Below are 17,544 nucleotides of genomic sequence, written 5' to 3' on the forward strand. Positions count from 1 at the left end.
ATCCACAACATCAATCATCATGGCTACCATTCTGGTTTACGAAGACGACCTCCATTTACAGGAACTCCTGGTTCAGGTTGTGCGTAAAGATTTTAAAATATTCATTGGACAAAAGCCGCATCAGCTCAAAGAAGAGGTACAGGAAACCGGAGCTTCGTTAATCCTGCTGGATAATATGCTGGAACCGGCGGAAGCCAAAGAGATTCTCAGAGAGTACCGTTCTGAAATTGATTCTCCCGTGCCGGTAGTACTCTTCACGGCGAGCGCGCAGGGAGCAAGTATTGCCGAGTTTATCGAAGCGGATGACTACATTGCCAAACCCTTTCAACTTCTCGAACTACGGGCCAAACTCAGGAAACTGACGCAAAAGAAGTAACACCTCACAAGTACTTCGTCCCTACTTATTGGGTTTAAGTACCTTATTTTTTATCGGTAAATGGTATGATGAGCTTCTCTCCCCGCTGGGCAACATCCTTTTGTTTTCCATTGGCCTGCATGAGAAGTTCTTTGCTGATCCCGTACTTCCCGGCCACTACCCGCAGTACATCGCCGGGCCCTACGGTATGTATGGCCTTCACCCGTACGTTCAGCCGGGTTACGCCCGACTTTAGGTCCGTTGCACTTACATTCGGATTTAGTGACTGCAGGGTTTCCGGCTTGAGATTATAACGATTGGCGATACCGAAGAAAGTTTCCCCGGCTTTTACAGTATGCGAAGTAGAAGTACCGCCAATATCGGCCGCCCTGGATGCGGCAGGTTTAGGTGCGGGAGCCGTTTCGACCGGGGGCGCTGGGGCCGGTGCGGTTTCGGGAGTTCCCTCAGTACTTGCTTCCGGCTCGGGGAATGACTCCTTCACCAGGCTGGAATCGATGCGCTCGGGCTCGGCCAGAATGGGGTCAGTATTGGACACAAGAGGCGAAACACTGCTGGTGGTATCAGGTACTATATTGGTCAGCTCTTCTGAACCGGACGTGTCGTCAGCAATGTACTCGTAGCCTACAAACAATAGACCCAGTACTATCAGGACCAGTACCACCAGGGTAATCAGGGGCAGGTTCGACGTCTCGGTAGGTCTTACATTTTGCTTCTTTGGACTTTCTTCTTCCATTGTACTACGGGTTTACTACTTCTGAAAATTGGAAATATACGTTTCTTCTGTACTTGTAACGAATGTAACGGTTCCGTTGTATCAGTCCCTTTACTTTTTCAGCTGGGCATTCATCTCCGCTACCTTGCTTTTCAGCTCTTCCTTGTAGGTATCAAGCCGGGCCGCTACTTTTTCATCCTGACTACCCACAATCTGAGCCGCCAGGATACCGGCGTTTTTGGCCCCGTTCAGGGCTACCGTAGCCACGGGTACCCCCCCTGGCATTTGTAGAATAGACAGTACCGAGTCCCAGCCGTCAATAGAGTTGCTGGACAGAATAGGTACCCCAATGACGGGCAGGGACGTCAGCGACGCCACCATACCCGGCAAATGGGCTGCCCCGCCCGCGCCGGCTATTATGGCCTTGAAGCCCCGCTGCCGGGCAGTCCGGGCGTATTCAAACATTCGGTCGGGTGTCCGGTGAGCCGACACGATTTCCATTTCGTAGGGTACACCCAGTTCGGTCAGGGCGTCGGCCGCTTCCTGCATGACCTTCCGGTCCGAAATACTTCCCATTATTATTCCAATCATATTTTTACGAGCTATATGCTGTAAGCCGAAAAGACGCAAGATCTTGCGTCTCTACATTCTTTTCCTTTTATTCTTTTCTCCCTTCCTCCTCCTTACTAACCACCCTTATGCTCCGCTTCACCAGCTCCACTTTTTCTTTCAAAGAGTCCAGGTCGGTATCCATGACGGTAACGTGGCCCATTTTGCGGAAGGGTTTGGTTATGGCTTTCCCGTACAGGAAAGGAAAAACTTCTTCCGTGGCCAGCAGGGTTTCCATACCTTCGTAGTAGGCGGGGCCGGTATGGCCATCTTCGCCCAGCAGGTTCACCATGGCCGCCGGGCCGTAGGCGTGGGTACTACCCAAAGGCAAATCCAGAATAGCCCGCCAGTGCTGCTCAAACTGCGAAGTGGCGTTGGCCCGTATGGTATGGTGGCCGCTGTTGTGCGGCCGCGGAGCCACTTCGTTAATAAGTACCTCCCCCCCCTTTGTGACAAACATTTCAACCGCCAGCAAGCCTACTATCCCAAAAGCATCGGCCACCTGACGGGCCAGTTGCTGGGCCTGCTGGTCTACGCTTTGGTCGAGCTGCGCGGGCGCGAAGAGGTACTCTACCAGGTTTAGTTCAGGATGGAACGCCATTTCTACCGTCGGGAAGGCAAGTACCTGGCCCGAAGGACGGCGCGCGACAATAACCGCTATTTCCTTTTCAAAGGGAACCGCCTTCTCAAGTACCCCCGGTGCGTCAAACGCTTTATGAAAATCATGGGCCGAACTGAGGCGCTGTACGCCCCGGCCATCGTACCCGTCGCGTCCTAATTTGTGAAAAGCCGGCAGAAAATCGGCATGCTGCTGTACATCTTCCCGGTTTTCGGTCAGTATGAAATCGGCGGTAGGTAAGTTGTGGTCCCGGTAAAACTGCTTCTGTATACGCTTGTCCTGAATCTGCCGGATTACCGACGGCTGCGGATAAACGCGCTTGCCCTCCTTTTCCAGCACTTCCAGCGCCTCCACGTTTACTTTTTCTATTTCGATGGTAATGACGTCCAGCGATTTTCCAAAGTTGTATACAGTGTCATAGTCCTGCAGGGAGCCGTGTACAAAGTGGGGGGCAATGCGGCTACAGGGTGCCTCCGCGTCGGGATCAAGTACATGAATATCCAGATTCCAGTCAACGGCGGCCTGTAATAACATCAGGCCTAACTGACCACCACCTAAGATACCAATTCGGGATGAAAGCATGCGGCTAAAATGGGCTTTTTGCAAAGTTGGCAGAAAAACGCCAAACATAAAATCTTAATCGGAGCCATTTCACAAGGAATGTAGCCGGAGTGGCTCGTCAAAGCATAGAAAGGCCCAAAAGCGGGTCGGCCTGGGCCGCTGCCGGGCTACAAACCATTTTGCCGGAGTGGCAGCGTAATTAAAAACTGAGCCCCTTCTCCTTCCCGGCTGATGGCTTTGATATTTCCCTTGTGCTTTTCAATGATTTTCTTGGTAATAGCCAGTCCTATGCCTGAGCCCTCAAATTTATCTTTCGAATTCAGGCGTTCAAAAAGAGAAAAAATCTTTTCGTTGTACACTTTGTCAAATCCGATTCCATTATCCGAAACCGTAATACAGCACATGGGCTCGGCGGCTTCCGGGTCGGTTGCATTGACTACTTGTTCAGGAAAACAACTGGTAATTCTGACTTCGGGCGCCTGCCCCGCTTTGGAAAATTTAATGGAGTTACTGATCAGATTCTGAAACACCTGTTTTATCTGTCCGCGATTTACCTCCATCTCCGGCAGATCTTCTACTACTATCGTCGCTTTAGTTTCGCTGATCACTATTTCGTAATCTTCCCGAATCTCCTCGATAATATCCGCCAGGTTGGTCAGGATAAAGGTATTGGTATTGGTTGAAAGCCGCGAGTAGGTCAGGATATCAATAATCAACGCCTTCATCCGGCTCGATGAAGAAATTATCTTATCCAGAAAAATAAGGCTTTCCTCCGACAGATCCTCCTTATTCCGGAGCATGGTGGAGAAAATCAGAATCTTGCGGAGTGGCTCCTGCAGGTCATGCGAAGCAACGGAAGCGAACTGCTGCAGGTCATGATTACTTATTTCAAGTTCGACGTTGATTTCTTTAAGCCGCTCATTGTTCTGCTTGAGCAAGGCCTGCGTTTCTTTCTGAAAGGTAAGGTCGGTAAGAATGACGCTCAGGGCTTTTCCTTCGTCGAGTTGCAGGGTAGTAACCGAAAGCTGACAGGGAATCTGTCCGTCACCACTGATGATACTTAGCTCGGCTTTACTGTCTTTGACCCAGCCATTGCTGAATACCTGCTGGTATATTTCTTTACAGTTGTCGGGAATGAGTGATTCGAATGACATACCTACCACCCTGGAAAGAGGCAGACCTATCATGGAGGAAAACATGGAGTTGCTGTAAAGAATAATGCCCTCCTCATTGAGCGTCACCGCCCCCTCGTTCATTTTTTCAATAAATACGCGGTAGGTCTGGTCGGCCGTTTTCAGGGTGTATAGCTGGGGTTCATCATTTTCCCCTTTGACCACGAGGGCGTCAACCTGCCCACTACGAATAGCATCAATGGTTTCATTTGCCTCTTCCAGTTGCGTAAGAAGCTCTTCATTCTCTTTCACCAGCTGCTCGTAGGTCTTTGGTGTGCTCATCAAAACTTATAATGAAATACCTATGCCTTTAAGTACCTTTTTAGTGTCTGACATGTCTCCAATCAGTCTTTTTTCGGGCAAAGGCAAGCTTTTAATCAAAAGGGGTAAAGCAATAATCTGTTCTTTTTCGGCTAGTCCTTTTTCCTGGTAAACATCTATGATTTCCAACGAATAATTTTCTTTTATATACGTATCACAAATCTTTTTGAGATTTGTGACCGCACGAAGAGAATTGACCGAAGCTCCCGTAATGAATAAACGCAGAACAATCTGTTTATTTTCTCCTTCGCCATCTTCGGACTGCTCTATATCTGTTGATGAATCGTTCATTCCATTTTTATTGCAGGCCGAATATTTAATCCAACCAATACCTTCTCTTCGTTGGAAAGATCACCAATAATTTTTCGGATTGGTTCGGGTACTTTTTTGACCAGAGTAGGAATTGCAAGAATCTGATCGCCCTCGGCGAGTTGGGGGTGTTCAAGCAAATCAATAACTTCTATAACATATTTGTCCTTCAAATGTTCTTCGCAGTACCTTTTGAGATTGGAAAGTGCAGTTACGGATTTAACCGTCTTTCCTGCTATGTACAGTCTCAGTTCCCATATTTCTTTATTTTCTTCCATGTAGATAGGTTTGGATGGATCTAAAAACAGACTCCTTTATTTTACTGTGGGTCCCGGCTGCGCGTAATGTCCTGGCGGTTTTTTTCTAAAACCTCCTTTCTCAACTCCTCTTCTATATACGTCTTGTTAAGTTCTTCCTGAAGGGATTCAAACTCTTCGTTCAGGCTGGTAATTTTTGCCTCGAGTACGCTGCGCTTTCTCTCTATCTCCCGGTCTTTTCTGGTAACGGCGTGGTCCCGAAGCGCGTAATCGGCCTTTTCGAGCAGTTGCTGGGCTTCCCGGGCCGAGCCGGTCAGGACGCCATCCGGCCCCACGAACACATCTACCAGGTTCAGGCCGTTATCTGAAATAACAAATTCCCTTACCTGGTTGGAATGCTTCATTCCCCTGGACTTCATTACGTGCATACCCCGATTACGTTCGCCGTTGAACTCTATTTCGCGGATCAGCAGCCAGGAATCTACAATTGAGGAAACCGTTTCGTCGGTCTGCTCGGATATTATTTCCTTGAAAGAAAGTGCGGTAAACATAACGGTAATCTGCTCTTCCTGCAGGAAATCAATGAGACGGATCAACAAACTCTTTACCTCGCTGGCCGAACCGACCGTTACGAGATTGGTGATCGGGTCCAGAATTACGACGCTGGGCTTGAATTCTTTGACCAGTTTATGGATAACCAGCAAGTGCATTTCCAGCCCGTTGAGGGTCGGGCGGGACGCGTGAAACCAAAGCAGGTCTTTGTCAATATGACTCTGCAGATCCATACCTACCGAGTTCATGTTCCGGATAATCTGCCGGGGCGACTCTTCAAAGGCAAAGTATAAGCAACGCTCGCCCCGCTGACAGATTTCATTGGCAAAACTGCCCGCAACGCTGGTTTTGCCCGTACCGGCGGTACCCGATACCAGTATACTGCTTCCCCGGAAAAACCCTGCGCCGCCCAGCATTTTATCCAGGGAAGGAATTCCGCTGGAAATCCGTTCGGTGGAGACGTTGTGGGACAAAGAAAGGGAGGTAATGGGCAGTACCGATATTCCTTCCTCGTCGATCAGGAAGGGGTACTCGTTGGTACCATGCACGGAGCCCCGGTACTTGACGATACGGAGTAAACGCGTTGAAATTTTGTTGGAAACCCGGTGATCCAGCAGAATCACGCAGTCAGACACGTACTCTTCCAGTCCCTGACGGGTAAGGGTACCCTCCCCTTTTTCCCCGGTAATGATAGTTGTGACGCCTTTGTCCTTTAACCACCCGAACAGCCTCCGCAGCTCAGCCCGGAGAATGCCCTGATTGTTAAGTCCCGAAAACAGGTTTTCGATGGTATCAAGTACTACCCGTTTGGCTCTAATACTGTCAATAGCGTATCCTAGTCGGATAAAAAGGCCGTCGAGGTCATACTCTCCGGTTTCCTCGATCTCGCTCCGCTCTACCTGAACGTGATCGAGCTTAATGAGTTTTTCCTGCTGCAGCCGTTCCAGGTCAAAACCCAGGGAAGCCACATTGATGGTCAGTTCATCCGTTCTTTCTTCAAATGACATAAAGACCCCGGGCTCATTAAATTTTAAGGCGCCGTGTACCAGAAACTCCATGGAAAAAAGGGTTTTACCGGAGCCCGCAGCGCCACAAATTAGCGTGGGTCTTCCTTTGGGCAGGCCTCCTTCTGTAATTTCATCCAGTCCGGTGATACCTGTTGGTGCCTTTGGTAAAGAGGGTAGAGAAGGTTTTCGTTGGGTAGTACTCATTAATAAAGCCAGTTTTCGAAAAGGTACTCAAACTATCCTGTCAGATAATAATAGCAATTAATTATATAACTGAGTTTATATCCAAATGTTAATAGGACTGTGTCAAAGACTTTCCGGGTGCCTGCTGAACCAGATACTACTACGAAAGGAAGCGGGCAGCCAATTGACCACCAAGGGAAGAAAACTCCTGAAAGCTGCTGGGCTTAATAAGAAAACTGCTAATACCCACCTGATAGGCTGACTCAATAAGCGCCTGGGTAGAGGAGGTGGAAATCATGACTATGGGAATGGCATTGGTCCTGGAATCTGCCTTGAGGGCCAGGGCGGTTTCCAGTCCGTTCATTTTCGGCATATTCATGTCCAGAAGAATCAAGGCAGGCGAGCCTTTTTCGTTTTGCTGGATCAAGCTTAGTAGCTCGAGGCCATTTTCGGCCTCCACTACCTCCAGCGGTACGCCCGTTTGCTCCAGGGCCTGCCTGATGAGGTACCTGTCATCCTGGTCATCGTCTACTAGGTAAATCGTCTTCATGCCGGTACGGGAGTAAGGGCAGGGATAATTCTAACCAGAAGCGTAAACATTGCCTTCATAGGTATACGGGTAGTGGAGTAGATACTGTACAAAAATAAATACCAGTAAATATAAGGACAAAGTAAGCAGATTTTCAACATCTGAGCCGGACTCAGCCGCGGCCTTCCTTCAAAAGGATTTTAGGAAACCCTAACCTCCCGGCTAACAACCGTTTGGTTTTTCAAATTAAAGCCCCATTTCGTGCGGCTCGTACTCAAACCGCCGGGCTGAGTAAGGACGACTTCAACGACCTTATCTGGCTACTGAAATAACTCCCTTTAATTCTCATAGATTGATTGGTTAATGATTTAAAGCGGAGGCTCCTTGTCCTCCGCTTTTTTGCCGGTTATTCTTACATTTACAAATCTCCCTTCCTACCCTTACTCGCTATGAAATACCTGCTCTATCTCGTTACCCTGCTGCTGGCTCTTCCCCTGTTGGCCCAGCCGAGTGCAGCCCAGCCGGGTGCGGCCCAACCGAATGCAGCCCAACCGGGTGTGGGCCAACCCAAGCATGTGATTGTCATTGGCATTGATGGCCTTAGCCCCGATGGTATTCAGAAAGCCACTACTCCGGTACTGGATTCGCTGATGCGGACAGGAGCCTATTCGTTTACGGCCAAGGCGGTGTACCCTTCGTCGAGCAGTCCCAACTGGGCCTCTATGATAACCGGTACCTCCCCTGCGCACCACGAAATATGGTCCAACAAGTGGAAACGAAGCGACATCGCCGACCTCAGCTACTGCGGTGGTGCCAAAGGCCAGCTATTTCCGACTATTTTTAGAGTACTTAGAGAAAAAATGCCGCAGGCTACCATTGCAACTTTCTACGATTGGGATGATTTTGGGCGACTGCTGGAAGACGACGTATGTACAGTCAAGGAAGACCGGACCGGGGAAGACGACACCGCCAAAAGAGCCGCGGCCTACATCACCGACAACAAACCCGCTTTTACCTTCGTCCACGTAGACCACTTCGGGCACGAAATAGGACACGGTACGCCCGCCTACTACGGAGCGGTAAGCAAGGCGGATTCGTTGATTGGGCAAATTATGAATGCTGTTCGGAAAGCCGGTATTTCCAACGAAACGGTGGTAATCGTCACCGCCGACCACGGCGGTATCAACAAGGGACACGGCGGTACCAGTCCGGCCGAAATGAACATTCCCTGGATTATTTCGGGAAAAGGAATCCGGAAAAATGTGCAGCTTAAGCAGCCAATTGATACCTTTGACACGGCCGTTACGGTGGCGCATCTGTTCCGGGCTACCACCCCCACCTGCTGGACGGGCAAGCCGGTACTTGAAGCGTTTATGGGAAATGGCCGTTAGTTATCAGCCTTCCCCGTGGCCCATTAAAGCACAAAAAAGCCTAAAGCATATAGCCTACGGCTTAAAGCCAAAACTACCATGACCCAAAGTACCCTCCACGAAATCCGGGCCCTATTCGAACAATACGGACAGGAACCCTACTACGGCGAAGACGTGTCGCAGTTTGAACACGCCGCCCAGGCCGCCGAGCTGGCCCGTAAAGCGGGCTACGACGCGGAGGTACAGCTGGCGGCTTTTCTGCACGACATCGGGCACATGCTGCCGGTACACAACGAAGCCGAACTGATGGAAGGCTACGGCCGCCGCGACCACGAAGGCGTAGCCGCCGACTGGCTCCGCGAGCGGGGCTTTTCGGAGCGGGTTGGGGTACTGATTGAAAATCATGTCAACGCCAAAAGGTACCTGACCTGGAAGCAACCGGAGTACCTGGCGGCTCTGTCGCACGCCAGTATGCAGACACTGAGCTTTCAGGGCGGCCCCATGCAAATTGAAGAGGCGGAAGCCTTTGAGCAGAACCCGGACTTTGACCTGATCATCAGGATGCGCCGCTGGGACGAAGCCGCCAAGATGCAGGACTACCCCACGCCGGACCTGAACCACTATCTTGATATGATACGGAAGTACCTGAACAATGATTGAATGAGAGATTGAGTGAATGAGCGAGTCTTGAATAGCAAGCACCATAGGAGCGGTACCTTTCGAACACTGGTAAGGCTGATTATTGAATTATTACTTGTACTGACAGCAGAAGCATTTTTAAGCCCCGGAGGGGCGACTGATTTTGTAACTCATGAAAAAAATACTACTACCCTTACTCCTGACCCTACCCCTGGCTACTACTCAGGCGCAAACCTGGGTAGCCAACACCCCCGCCGGGACCAGCTATCTGAAAATAGACCGGGAAGGTACTACCACCCTACCCAACGGGCGCTACATTACCCCCACCGGCAGACAGCTTACCGTGGCCCCGCACCCGTACGGACTGGCGCTAAGTGCGGATGGCAGTGTAGCCGTTACGGCTAACTCGGGTATTAACCCATTTTCCATCAGCATTATCCGGGATGTACTGGGAGCCAATCCCGCCATACAGCAGGTACCCGAAGGGGCCAAAACCGACAACGGTATTCTGGAAGCCTGCTTCATGGGCCTGGCCATCACGCCCGATAACCAGTCGGTGTACGTAGCCGGTGGCGAAACCAACCAGATTTTCCTTTTTGACCTAAAGACGGGAAAGAAAAAAAGTACTATCAACTGCGCCACCAAAGCCAACGGCATCAATTACTACCACGGCTACATCGGCGACATGGTACTTACCAGGGACGGAAGTACCCTCTACGCCGTGGACCAGATTGGCTTCCGGCTGCTGGTCATCGATACCAAAACCCAGAAAATCCGGCACAACATACCTACCGGCAGGTACCCTTTTGGGCTGTGCCTGTCGCCCAACGAGCAGCGGGTATACGTAGCCAATGTGGGGGTATTTGAATACAAACCCTTTACCGACCTCGACCCCAATAACCTGAAAGAAACCGCCCACACCTGGCCCGCTACGAAGTACGGTTCCAGAGAAATGGTGGAAGGAGTAACCGAAAAAGGGGTACCTGCACTGGGTGATCCCAACGCGCCCGAAGCATTTTCGGTATGGAGCTACGAGTTGAGCAATGGCCAGCCAAAGGTGAAGTCTAAAATCAAAACGGGTATTCTGGTGGGGCAAATGGTCGAGGACTTCCCGGCCGTGGGGGGCAGCAGCCCCAACTCCCTAGCCGCTACCGACCGTTACGTGTTCGTGAGCAACGGCAACAACGACTGCGTTTCGGTCATTGACATGGAAAAAGACACCGTAGTCAACACCCTGTTCCTCAACCCTGAGCCCCGGCTGGGTCAGCTGCGCGGACTGATTCCCTTTGGTGTAACGGTATCACCGGATCAGCGCCGTCTGTACGTAGCCGAGGCCGGCATCAACGCCGTAGCCGTGGTAGATATACCTACCCAGAAAGTATTGGGTCATATCCCGACGGGCTGGTTTCCGTCTAAATTAAAAACCAGTCCGGATGGCAAAAAACTCATTGTAGCCAACGCCAAGGGCTTCGGCAGCGGTCCCAACGGCGGACAGAACTTTGTACTCGGCCCTGATGGCAGCTACATCGGTAACCTGATGAAAGGTACCGTGTCGGTGCTGGATATACCGGTCGACAGCGAACTACCTGCCCTGACGGAGAAGGTAAAAAACAACAACTTCCGGTTTAGCCAGGTCAGGGCAGCCAGCCGCCGAAATCCTATCCCTCCCTTTCCGGGTGCCTACGAGTCGCCCATCAAACACATTGTATTTATTGCCAAGGAAAACCGGACCTACGACGAGGTATTCGGACAGCATCCGGGTGCTAACGGCGACTCGACCATTGCCCGCTACGGCCTCCGGAAAGACTTTGTAAGTCGCGACAAGCAGCGTTCGGTACAAAATGGCGACATCATGCCTAACCACCACCAGCTGGCTCGTCGGTACGCCATGTCGGACAACTACTACTGCGACTCCGACGTATCGGCCGATGGTCACCGCTGGCTGGTAAGTACCTACCCCAACGAGTGGGTAGAAACGGGTACCGCCGCCGCCTACGGCGGTCGTCGCAGCCTCCGCGATACGTCCAGCGCACCCGGTAACCTGGCTTTCTACGGTTCGGCCGGCAGTATTTATCCCGAAGACTACAACGAGGCCGGCTCGATGTGGGAGCACTTGGAACGCAACAAGAAGGATTTCTTCAACTACGGCTTTGGGGTTGAAATGGCCGCTGCCTACTCCGACAGTACCATGAAGTACATCGGCGAATTATACACCGTCAACTACCCCCTGCCGGCCCCGCTGTACGATAAGTCGTCGAAGGTATTCCCGACCTACAACATGGCCATCCCCGATCAGTTCCGGGCGGATGTTTTTATGAAAGAGTTTAAAGAAAAATGGATGGATGCTAACAAGCCGCTGCCCTCAGTCCTGACCCTGATGCTGCCCAACGACCACGGTACCCGCGAGCGTCCGGCGGCGGGTTTCCCCTTTACCGAAAGCTATATGGCTGATAACGACCTGGCTTTGGGCCGCACCATCGAGTTTCTTTCGCGCACGCCCTACTGGAAAAACATGATGATAGTCGTGACCGAAGACGACCCCCAGGGCGGCGTAGACCATGTGGACGCGCACCGCAGTCTGCTGATGGTCATTTCGCCCTACGCAAAGAAAAACTACGTGGGCCACCAGCACTACAGCTTCGGCAGTATTTTCAAAACCTTCTGGCACGTGCTGGGCATCCCGTACCTGAACCAGTACGACGCGACCGCCTCCGACATGAGCGATCTGTTTACGACCGAACCTGACTTTACGCCTTACAATGCCGTGGCCATTGACCCGCGGATATTTGAACCCCAGAAAGCCCTCACTCCATTCGACGAAAAATTTGACTGGAAAGCCTTCGCTGAATCCGAAGAAATGGACCGTACCGAAACCATGCAGAAGCGCCGCGCCGAAGACGACGAAGAACTCAAAAACAAGCCGGAGAAAAAGCCAAAGCGGAAGGTACGGGTCATTAAAAAGAAGAAAATGGAAACGCCAAGGGATTTTTAAGGCATCTCACTTTTCACCTCATCCCGCGCGGCGGCCGCCCTGCCCCTTTTCCTTTAAGGAGAAGGGGTGTCTTTTGGAAAAGTACTTCTAGTAAACTAATGATTTGGAATATAAATTACTCAACCTTTCTCTTTCTTAAACCTCTTATCTGCAAAAGGCTCTTCCCGGCGCTCCGCCCAAACAGGCTATGCTTGGGACTCCCCACCACCTGGGAAGAGTAGATTCCCGTATGCCCGGAAAACAGGTAGGCGGTCACGCAGGCGATGCCTATAAAAACGCCGCTTTCGATACCGAATAGCTCGATACCCATGAGAGTACAGGCAATGGGCGTGTTGGTAGCTCCCGCAAAGACAGCCACGAAACCCATGCCGGCCAGCAGCGCCACCGGAAGCGGCATAAACAGAGCCAACGCATTACCCAGCGTAGCTCCGATAAAGAACAACGGTGTTACTTCTCCCCCTTTAAATCCTGCGCCCAGAGTAAAGGTGGTCAGCAAAATCTTTATCAGAAAATCGTACGGAGGTAAAGGTTCGTTGAAAGCCGCCACGATGGTAGGAATACCCAGACCGATGTACTTGGTAGTACCCATCAGGTAAATTACCACTGCCAGAACTGCACCGCCTGCCACCGGTCGGAGGGGAGGGTACTTGATGCTGGCTTTGAATCCATCCCCAAAAAAATGAACAATGATAGAGAAAATCAGGGCCGTCAGGCCAAACAGGATGCCCGCTCCAACCGCCCAAAGCAGGTACACCGGCTCCATACCGGGTATATCGGCAATAAAGTAGCGGGTATGCTCCATCTGCCACCAAAGACAGGTATAATCAGCAATGACGGCAGTCAACAAGCTGGGAAAAAGGGCTTCGTACCGCAGGAATCCGATGGCAAGTACCTCCAGCGCAAACACCGTTCCGGCCAGCGGCGTACCAAACACCGAAGCAAAACCCGCACTGATTCCTATGACCAAAAGTACCTTCCGGTCGCGGTTTTTTAGACGAAACCATCTCGTAAACTGGTCGGCGATGGCACCGCCCATCTGCACAGCAGTACCCTCCCGACCCGCCGAGCCACCAAACAGGTGCGTAACCAAAGTACCAAAAAGAACCAGCGGAGCCATTTTAAGCGGAATAATCTGGCGGGGGCTGTGAAACTCTTCCAGCAGTTGATTATTCCCTTTGACCACATCCTGACCCAGGTAGTGATAGCTAAGGCCAATAATAAGGCCACCCAGCGGTAGTAGCCAGATAATCCACCCATTGGCTTCCCGATAGTTGGTGACCCAGTCGAGCGACAGAAGGAAAAATGCCGAAGCCGAACCGGCCAGTACCCCAACCAGGGCCGAAATGAAGAGCCACTTGACAACAAATAATAAATAGGACGTTTGCTCAAAGGAGCGAAGAAGGAATTTTACTTTGGTTGAAATCATGGTAAGGTGCCCGGTAGTATAGGTATACAGATAGTCTACGAAGACGGTAGTCATTCAGTAGGCGCCATCATTCCCAGACATTAATCCGGGACGTTTCCAGGCAGACACCATTGCCTTGGTGGTAAAAATAAAAACTGGCTCTAAATAAATGCATATTTGGCCTAATAAATCTGAGGGAGAGGCCGCTTTACTACTTTGAAGCACCAAAAACCTGATTCACCAGCAAGACCTCAGATAATATTTAAAATATTCGTAATTTTAAATTAAAACGGTAAGCCCGCTCCTCATGAACTTTCTCAACCAACTCCGCCAACGCAACACCTTATTGTACTACGCCGGGCTTGTTCATCTGGTGGCAGCCGGCTTTTCCCTTTTTCTTATTCTCTTCAGCAATCAGCAGCTTCTGGGCATCAACGTTTGGATAAAGCCTTTTAAGTTCATGATTTCGGTGGGCATTTACTTGTTTACCCTTGCCTGGCTCACCGGTGATATACCCAACAAACGCTACGTCCGGCTTTTCTCGTGGCAGATAATTATTTGTTTTGTAGTTGAAATGGGAGCTGTCATCGGGCAGGCGGCCCGGGGATTGAAATCACACTACAATACAGATTCAGCAGAAGGAGCTATTATTTATGCCCTGATGGGAATCTTTATTTTATATAATACCATTCTGGTCATAACTCTGACTTACCGTTACTTTCGGGGCCGCTTTCCTCAACTTTCCCGCCCCTACCTATGGGGGGTACGGTTAGGACTGCTGCTTTTCCTACTGGGTAGCGTGGAAGGCATGTACATGTCCAGCCAGACGGGTCACACCGTTGGCGCGGCCGACGGCGGTCCCGGCCTGCCCCTGCTCAACTGGAGTACCCAGTACGGCGACCTGCGGGTAGCGCACTTCATCGGTCTGCACGGCCTGCAGGTACTTATGCTGTTGGGAGCCTGGCTCGGTAGCCGGTCCGGGACTCGCCAGTCCGGGACTCGCCAGTCCGGTACCCGCCGGGGTACCTACTGGGTAGCAGGTACCTTTGCGCTCATGCTGGCCTTTACCATCCTGACCTACTGGCAGGCCATCCGGCAGCTACCGCTGATTTCATTTTGGCAGTAAGCTTTATGCCATAAGCTGTAAGCATTCTGTTAACTATAAATCCTCCATGTCAGTGTAGAAACAGCGCTTTGTAGTCTTTTGTACTAAAATCCTTACCCATGCGCCTCTTTCTCGTATCCCTGTTCCTCCTCTGCGGCCTGCGTCTCGATGCCCAATCCGTCAGTACTACCAAACCATGGACCCAGTGGTGGTGGATGGGCAGCGCGGTGACCAAAGAAGACATCACTACGCAGTTGCAGCAGTTGGCGAAGGCCGGTATGGGCGGTGTTACTATTATTCCCATCTACGGCGTTAAGGGCTATGAGCAGCAATTCATTCCGTATTTAAGCGAGAAGTGGCTGGACGTGATGCAGCATACGGTGCGGGAAGGAAAGCGGCTTGGAATGGGTGTAGATATGGCTACCGGAACCGGCTGGCCCTTTGGTGGTCCCAACGTCAGTAAAGACCTGGCGGCCCAGCAGTGGAAAGTTGTAAATGGAAAATTTGTGGCCGAACCTACCCGCCAGCAGGTGAAACGCTCCGCCCCCGGTGGCGAAGGCCTGGTACTGGACCCATACAGTGCCGGAGCCATGCAAAAGTACCTCTCCCGCTTCGACTCAGCTTTTGCCCAAACTAAAGTTCGCCCCCGCGCCATGTACAACGACTCCTACGAAGTGTACGGTGCCAACTGGTCCGGTGATTTTCTGGCAGAATTTAAAAAGCGCCGCGGCTACGACCTGCAGCAGCAAATCCCCCAGTTTTTAGATACAACGGGCAGCGTACCAGGTACTTTGGTAAGAGTAGACTACCACCAGACCCTGGCCGAACTCCTGCGGGAGCGCTACGCCCGTCCCTGGACTGAGTGGAGCCGCCAGCATGGCTTCGTAACCCGCTACCAGGCCCACGGCTCGCCCGGCAACCTGCTGGACCTGTACGAGGAAGCCGACATACCCGAAACCGAAGCGTTTGGTACCAGTAAATTCCCCATTCCCGGTGTTCGTATTGACCCCGATTACGAAGTAGACCGATTTGGTACTCCCCATCCGCTGGCGATGAAGTTTGCCTCGTCGGCGGCGCATTTTTCGGGCAAAAAACTCGTGAGCTCCGAAACGGCTACCTGGCTGGCCAATCACTTCAAGGTAGCGCTGTCGCAGGTGAAGCCGCAGGTGGATGAGCTTTTTACGGGGGGCATCAACCATATCTTTTTTCACGGCACCAACTACTCCCCCGCTAGGGAAGCCTACCCCGGCTGGCTGTTCTATGCCTCCACCCACTTTGGTCCTACCTCCCACTTCTTTGAGCACTTGCCCCTGCTCAACGGGTACATCGAACGGTGCCAGACACTACTCCAGAACAGTCAGCCAGACAACGACGTACTCGTGTATTTCCCGATTCACGACCTGTGGGCCAAACCGGCCAAATCGTCGGGAGGAGTTCATCTGCTGGAAGTACACCACGTGGACCGCTGGCTGCTTCAGCTTCCTTTCGGCCAGCTTACCGAGCAACTCTGGCAACAGGGCTACGCCTTTGATTTTGTGTCGGATGCACAGCTGACGCGTCTGAAGGCTGATAAAAACGGGGTACTTAGCTCGGGTAGTACTACCTATAAAACCTTACTTATTCCGGAAGGTACCTACCTGCCCGAAGAAACACTGGACCAGTTGAGCCGATTGGCAAAAGCAGGAGCAAAAATCATATTCGCCGGACAGGTACCTGCTTCCCCCACCGGTTTTCACCAGCACGAGCAAAGCCAGCAGCGATTTGAGGAAAAGCTGAAAGCACTGCAAGGCACTACTTCTCAGGTATTTTCAGGTACTAACTGGCAACAGTCGCTGAATCAATTTGCCAAGCGGGAGACATGGGCGGAGCAGGGCCTGACCTTTATCCGTAAAAAACAGAACGGAAGTACCCTGTACTTCATCGCTAATCTGAACGACAGGTTCAAAGAAGGGTGGATAAAGCTGGCCAATCTGAAAGGTAGCATTGAAAAGTACGACCCGCTCACCGACCAAACTACGGTACTCCCCGGCCGCACTACCGCCGGACAGCCGGAAGTATACCTGCGGCTGCTACCGGGGCAATCCTGCTTTTTGCGGGAAGCCCGGTCGAAGCAATCCGCCCCGGCTCCCGTTACCAACCAGCAGGTACACGCGTTGACGGGAGAGTGGAAGCTGGATTTTGTAAAGGGGGTACCTTCCCTGCCCGCTTCGGCTACCCTACCTGCCCTTACCTCCTGGACCACCACATCCGACTCAGCCGGGTACTTCACCGGCACCGCCCGCTATACCCTCAGCTTTGATGTACCCGCTTCGGTTGTTAAAAGTAAGGGCGTAACCCTGGACCTGGGCGATGTACGGGAAGTAGCCGAAGTTCGCCTCAATGGCAAACCGGTAGGTACCGCCTGGTCGGTACCTTTCCGGCTGGAACTACCCGAAGGTATTTTGAAAGAAAAGGGAAATCTGCTCGAAATAGAAGTTACTAACCTCTCCGCCAACTACATGCGGCTGGTGGATAAGGTATCGCCGGGCTGGAAGAAATTTTACGACATCAACATCGTGGATATTCAGTACAAGCGCTTCGACGCATCCAAATGGGAGCCTATGCCTTCGGGGTTGCTGGGGCCGGTGCGGTTGTGGTGGTAGTTGGTTAGAATAACTATCAGTCCTGCAAAAAAAATTCACTTAGCTTAGAATATGTTTTGGATTGAATAAAACCAATAAAAGGAGTCAGTCGTTAGCTTGTTGAATCTCACCTCAAACAAGCTAAATGAAAGAGAATTTCTCTGAAATGACTGACTCCTGCTGGCAATTTGTCGAAAAAATAATT

The 17,544-nt window shown here is 51.4% G+C and carries 15 protein-coding genes and 1 riboswitch; of the genes, 6 read left to right on the top strand and 9 right to left on the bottom strand.

Translation table 11 applies throughout. The features are described from left to right. Nucleotides 1-19 precede the first annotated feature (19 nt). Nucleotides 20-376 (top strand): response regulator, encoded by a 357-nt coding sequence (locus VGN67_RS01945; RefSeq protein WP_327485079.1) that lies wholly within the window; start codon nucleotides 20-22, stop codon nucleotides 374-376. 43 nt (nucleotides 377-419) lie between these two features. On the opposite strand, the gene VGN67_RS01950 is transcribed toward VGN67_RS01945, so the two are convergent. From VGN67_RS01950 to VGN67_RS01985, 8 genes are all read right to left on the bottom strand, one after another. Further along, nucleotides 420-1,109 (bottom strand): LysM peptidoglycan-binding domain-containing protein, encoded by a 690-nt coding sequence (locus tag VGN67_RS01950; protein WP_327485080.1) that lies wholly within the window; start codon nucleotides 1,107-1,109, stop codon nucleotides 420-422. Nucleotides 1,110-1,199: 90 nt separating this feature from the next. Then, entirely contained in the window at nucleotides 1,200-1,679 is a 480-nt protein-coding gene (gene purE / locus VGN67_RS01955; protein WP_327485081.1) for a 5-(carboxyamino)imidazole ribonucleotide mutase, read from the bottom strand. 67 nt (nucleotides 1,680-1,746) lie between these two features. Next, complete coding sequence (locus VGN67_RS01960; protein ID WP_327485082.1) at nucleotides 1,747-2,898, bottom strand: 5-(carboxyamino)imidazole ribonucleotide synthase; 1,152 nt, start codon at nucleotides 2,896-2,898, stop codon at nucleotides 1,747-1,749. Nucleotides 2,899-3,044: 146 nt separating this feature from the next. Beyond that, the gene (locus VGN67_RS01965; RefSeq protein ID WP_327485083.1) at nucleotides 3,045-4,331 is read right to left on the bottom strand and encodes a sensor histidine kinase; all 1,287 of its coding nucleotides are present in this window, start codon (nucleotides 4,329-4,331) and stop codon (nucleotides 3,045-3,047) included. A 6-nt stretch (nucleotides 4,332-4,337) separates the two neighbouring features. Beyond that, nucleotides 4,338-4,661 carry a circadian clock KaiB family protein gene (locus VGN67_RS01970; protein WP_327485084.1) on the bottom strand — a complete coding sequence of 108 codons (324 nt, stop codon included), beginning with the start codon at nucleotides 4,659-4,661 and terminating at the stop codon, nucleotides 4,338-4,340. Beyond that, a complete protein-coding gene (locus tag VGN67_RS01975) occupies nucleotides 4,658-4,957 on the bottom strand; it encodes a circadian clock KaiB family protein (RefSeq protein WP_327485085.1) in 300 nt (99 codons plus the stop codon). Before VGN67_RS01975 ends, VGN67_RS01970 begins: the two co-directional genes overlap by 4 nt. Nucleotides 4,958-4,998: 41 nt before the next feature. Next, nucleotides 4,999-6,699, bottom strand: a complete 1,701-nt coding sequence (gene kaiC / locus VGN67_RS01980; protein WP_327485086.1) for a circadian clock protein KaiC — start codon at nucleotides 6,697-6,699, stop codon at nucleotides 4,999-5,001. Nucleotides 6,700-6,838: 139 nt separating this feature from the next. Next, complete coding sequence (locus VGN67_RS01985) at nucleotides 6,839-7,228, bottom strand: response regulator (RefSeq protein WP_327485087.1); 390 nt, start codon at nucleotides 7,226-7,228, stop codon at nucleotides 6,839-6,841. Between the two features lie 428 nt (nucleotides 7,229-7,656). On the opposite strand from VGN67_RS01985, the gene VGN67_RS01990 reads away from it, so the two are divergent. The 3 genes from VGN67_RS01990 (at nucleotide 7,657) to VGN67_RS02000 (ending at nucleotide 12,208) form a co-directional block, all read left to right on the top strand. Next, a complete protein-coding gene (locus tag VGN67_RS01990; protein ID WP_327485088.1) occupies nucleotides 7,657-8,598 on the top strand; it encodes an alkaline phosphatase in 942 nt (313 codons plus the stop codon). 78 nt (nucleotides 8,599-8,676) lie between these two features. Further along, nucleotides 8,677-9,237: a phosphonate degradation HD-domain oxygenase gene (locus VGN67_RS01995; protein WP_327485089.1), complete on the top strand. Its 561-nt coding sequence runs from the start codon at nucleotides 8,677-8,679 to the stop codon at nucleotides 9,235-9,237. Between the two features lie 151 nt (nucleotides 9,238-9,388). After that, complete coding sequence (locus VGN67_RS02000) at nucleotides 9,389-12,208, top strand: bifunctional YncE family protein/alkaline phosphatase family protein (RefSeq protein WP_327485090.1); 2,820 nt, start codon at nucleotides 9,389-9,391, stop codon at nucleotides 12,206-12,208. A gap of 115 nt (nucleotides 12,209-12,323) precedes the next feature. Here VGN67_RS02000 and VGN67_RS02005 read toward each other — a convergent pair whose 3' ends face one another. Then, the gene (locus VGN67_RS02005; RefSeq protein ID WP_327485094.1) at nucleotides 12,324-13,634 is read right to left on the bottom strand and encodes a voltage-gated chloride channel family protein; all 1,311 of its coding nucleotides are present in this window, start codon (nucleotides 13,632-13,634) and stop codon (nucleotides 12,324-12,326) included. 51 nt (nucleotides 13,635-13,685) lie between these two features. Then, a riboswitch (Fluoride riboswitch) is annotated at nucleotides 13,686-13,758 on the bottom strand. Nucleotides 13,759-13,920: 162 nt separating this feature from the next. Between VGN67_RS02005 and VGN67_RS02010 the strand changes: the two genes are divergently transcribed. Both VGN67_RS02010 and VGN67_RS02015 read left to right on the top strand, forming a co-directional pair. Continuing rightward, the gene (locus VGN67_RS02010; protein ID WP_327485091.1) at nucleotides 13,921-14,739 is read left to right on the top strand and encodes a hypothetical protein; all 819 of its coding nucleotides are present in this window, start codon (nucleotides 13,921-13,923) and stop codon (nucleotides 14,737-14,739) included. Between the two features lie 98 nt (nucleotides 14,740-14,837). Continuing rightward, a complete protein-coding gene (locus VGN67_RS02015) occupies nucleotides 14,838-17,360 on the top strand; it encodes a glycosyl hydrolase (RefSeq protein ID WP_327485092.1) in 2,523 nt (840 codons plus the stop codon). The last annotated feature ends 184 nt before the right edge of the window (nucleotides 17,361-17,544 follow it).

Origin of the sequence: Telluribacter sp., assembly GCF_035998675.1 — a bacterium.
Taxonomy (GTDB): Bacteria; Bacteroidota; Bacteroidia; order Cytophagales; family Spirosomataceae; genus Telluribacter.

Bases quoted from the DNA above. Each gene is read 5' to 3' on its own strand.
- VGN67_RS01945 (WP_327485079.1), top strand. From the start codon at position 20: ATGGCTACCATTCTGGTTTACGAAGACGACCTCCATTTACAGGAACTC.
- VGN67_RS01950 (WP_327485080.1), bottom strand. From the start codon at position 1,109: ATGGAAGAAGAAAGTCCAAAGAAGCAAAATGTAAGACCTACCGAGACG.
- purE (WP_327485081.1), bottom strand. From the start codon at position 1,679: ATGATTGGAATAATAATGGGAAGTATTTCGGACCGGAAGGTCATGCAG.
- VGN67_RS01960 (WP_327485082.1), bottom strand. From the start codon at position 2,898: ATGCTTTCATCCCGAATTGGTATCTTAGGTGGTGGTCAGTTAGGCCTG.
- VGN67_RS01965 (WP_327485083.1), bottom strand. From the start codon at position 4,331: ATGAGCACACCAAAGACCTACGAGCAGCTGGTGAAAGAGAATGAAGAG.
- VGN67_RS01970 (WP_327485084.1), bottom strand. From the start codon at position 4,661: ATGAACGATTCATCAACAGATATAGAGCAGTCCGAAGATGGCGAAGGA.
- VGN67_RS01975 (WP_327485085.1), bottom strand. From the start codon at position 4,957: ATGGAAGAAAATAAAGAAATATGGGAACTGAGACTGTACATAGCAGGA.
- kaiC (WP_327485086.1), bottom strand. From the start codon at position 6,699: ATGAGTACTACCCAACGAAAACCTTCTCTACCCTCTTTACCAAAGGCA.
- VGN67_RS01985 (WP_327485087.1), bottom strand. From the start codon at position 7,228: ATGAAGACGATTTACCTAGTAGACGATGACCAGGATGACAGGTACCTC.
- VGN67_RS01990 (WP_327485088.1), top strand. From the start codon at position 7,657: ATGAAATACCTGCTCTATCTCGTTACCCTGCTGCTGGCTCTTCCCCTG.
- VGN67_RS01995 (WP_327485089.1), top strand. From the start codon at position 8,677: ATGACCCAAAGTACCCTCCACGAAATCCGGGCCCTATTCGAACAATAC.
- VGN67_RS02000 (WP_327485090.1), top strand. From the start codon at position 9,389: ATGAAAAAAATACTACTACCCTTACTCCTGACCCTACCCCTGGCTACT.
- VGN67_RS02005 (WP_327485094.1), bottom strand. From the start codon at position 13,634: ATGATTTCAACCAAAGTAAAATTCCTTCTTCGCTCCTTTGAGCAAACG.
- VGN67_RS02010 (WP_327485091.1), top strand. From the start codon at position 13,921: ATGAACTTTCTCAACCAACTCCGCCAACGCAACACCTTATTGTACTAC.
- VGN67_RS02015 (WP_327485092.1), top strand. From the start codon at position 14,838: ATGCGCCTCTTTCTCGTATCCCTGTTCCTCCTCTGCGGCCTGCGTCTC.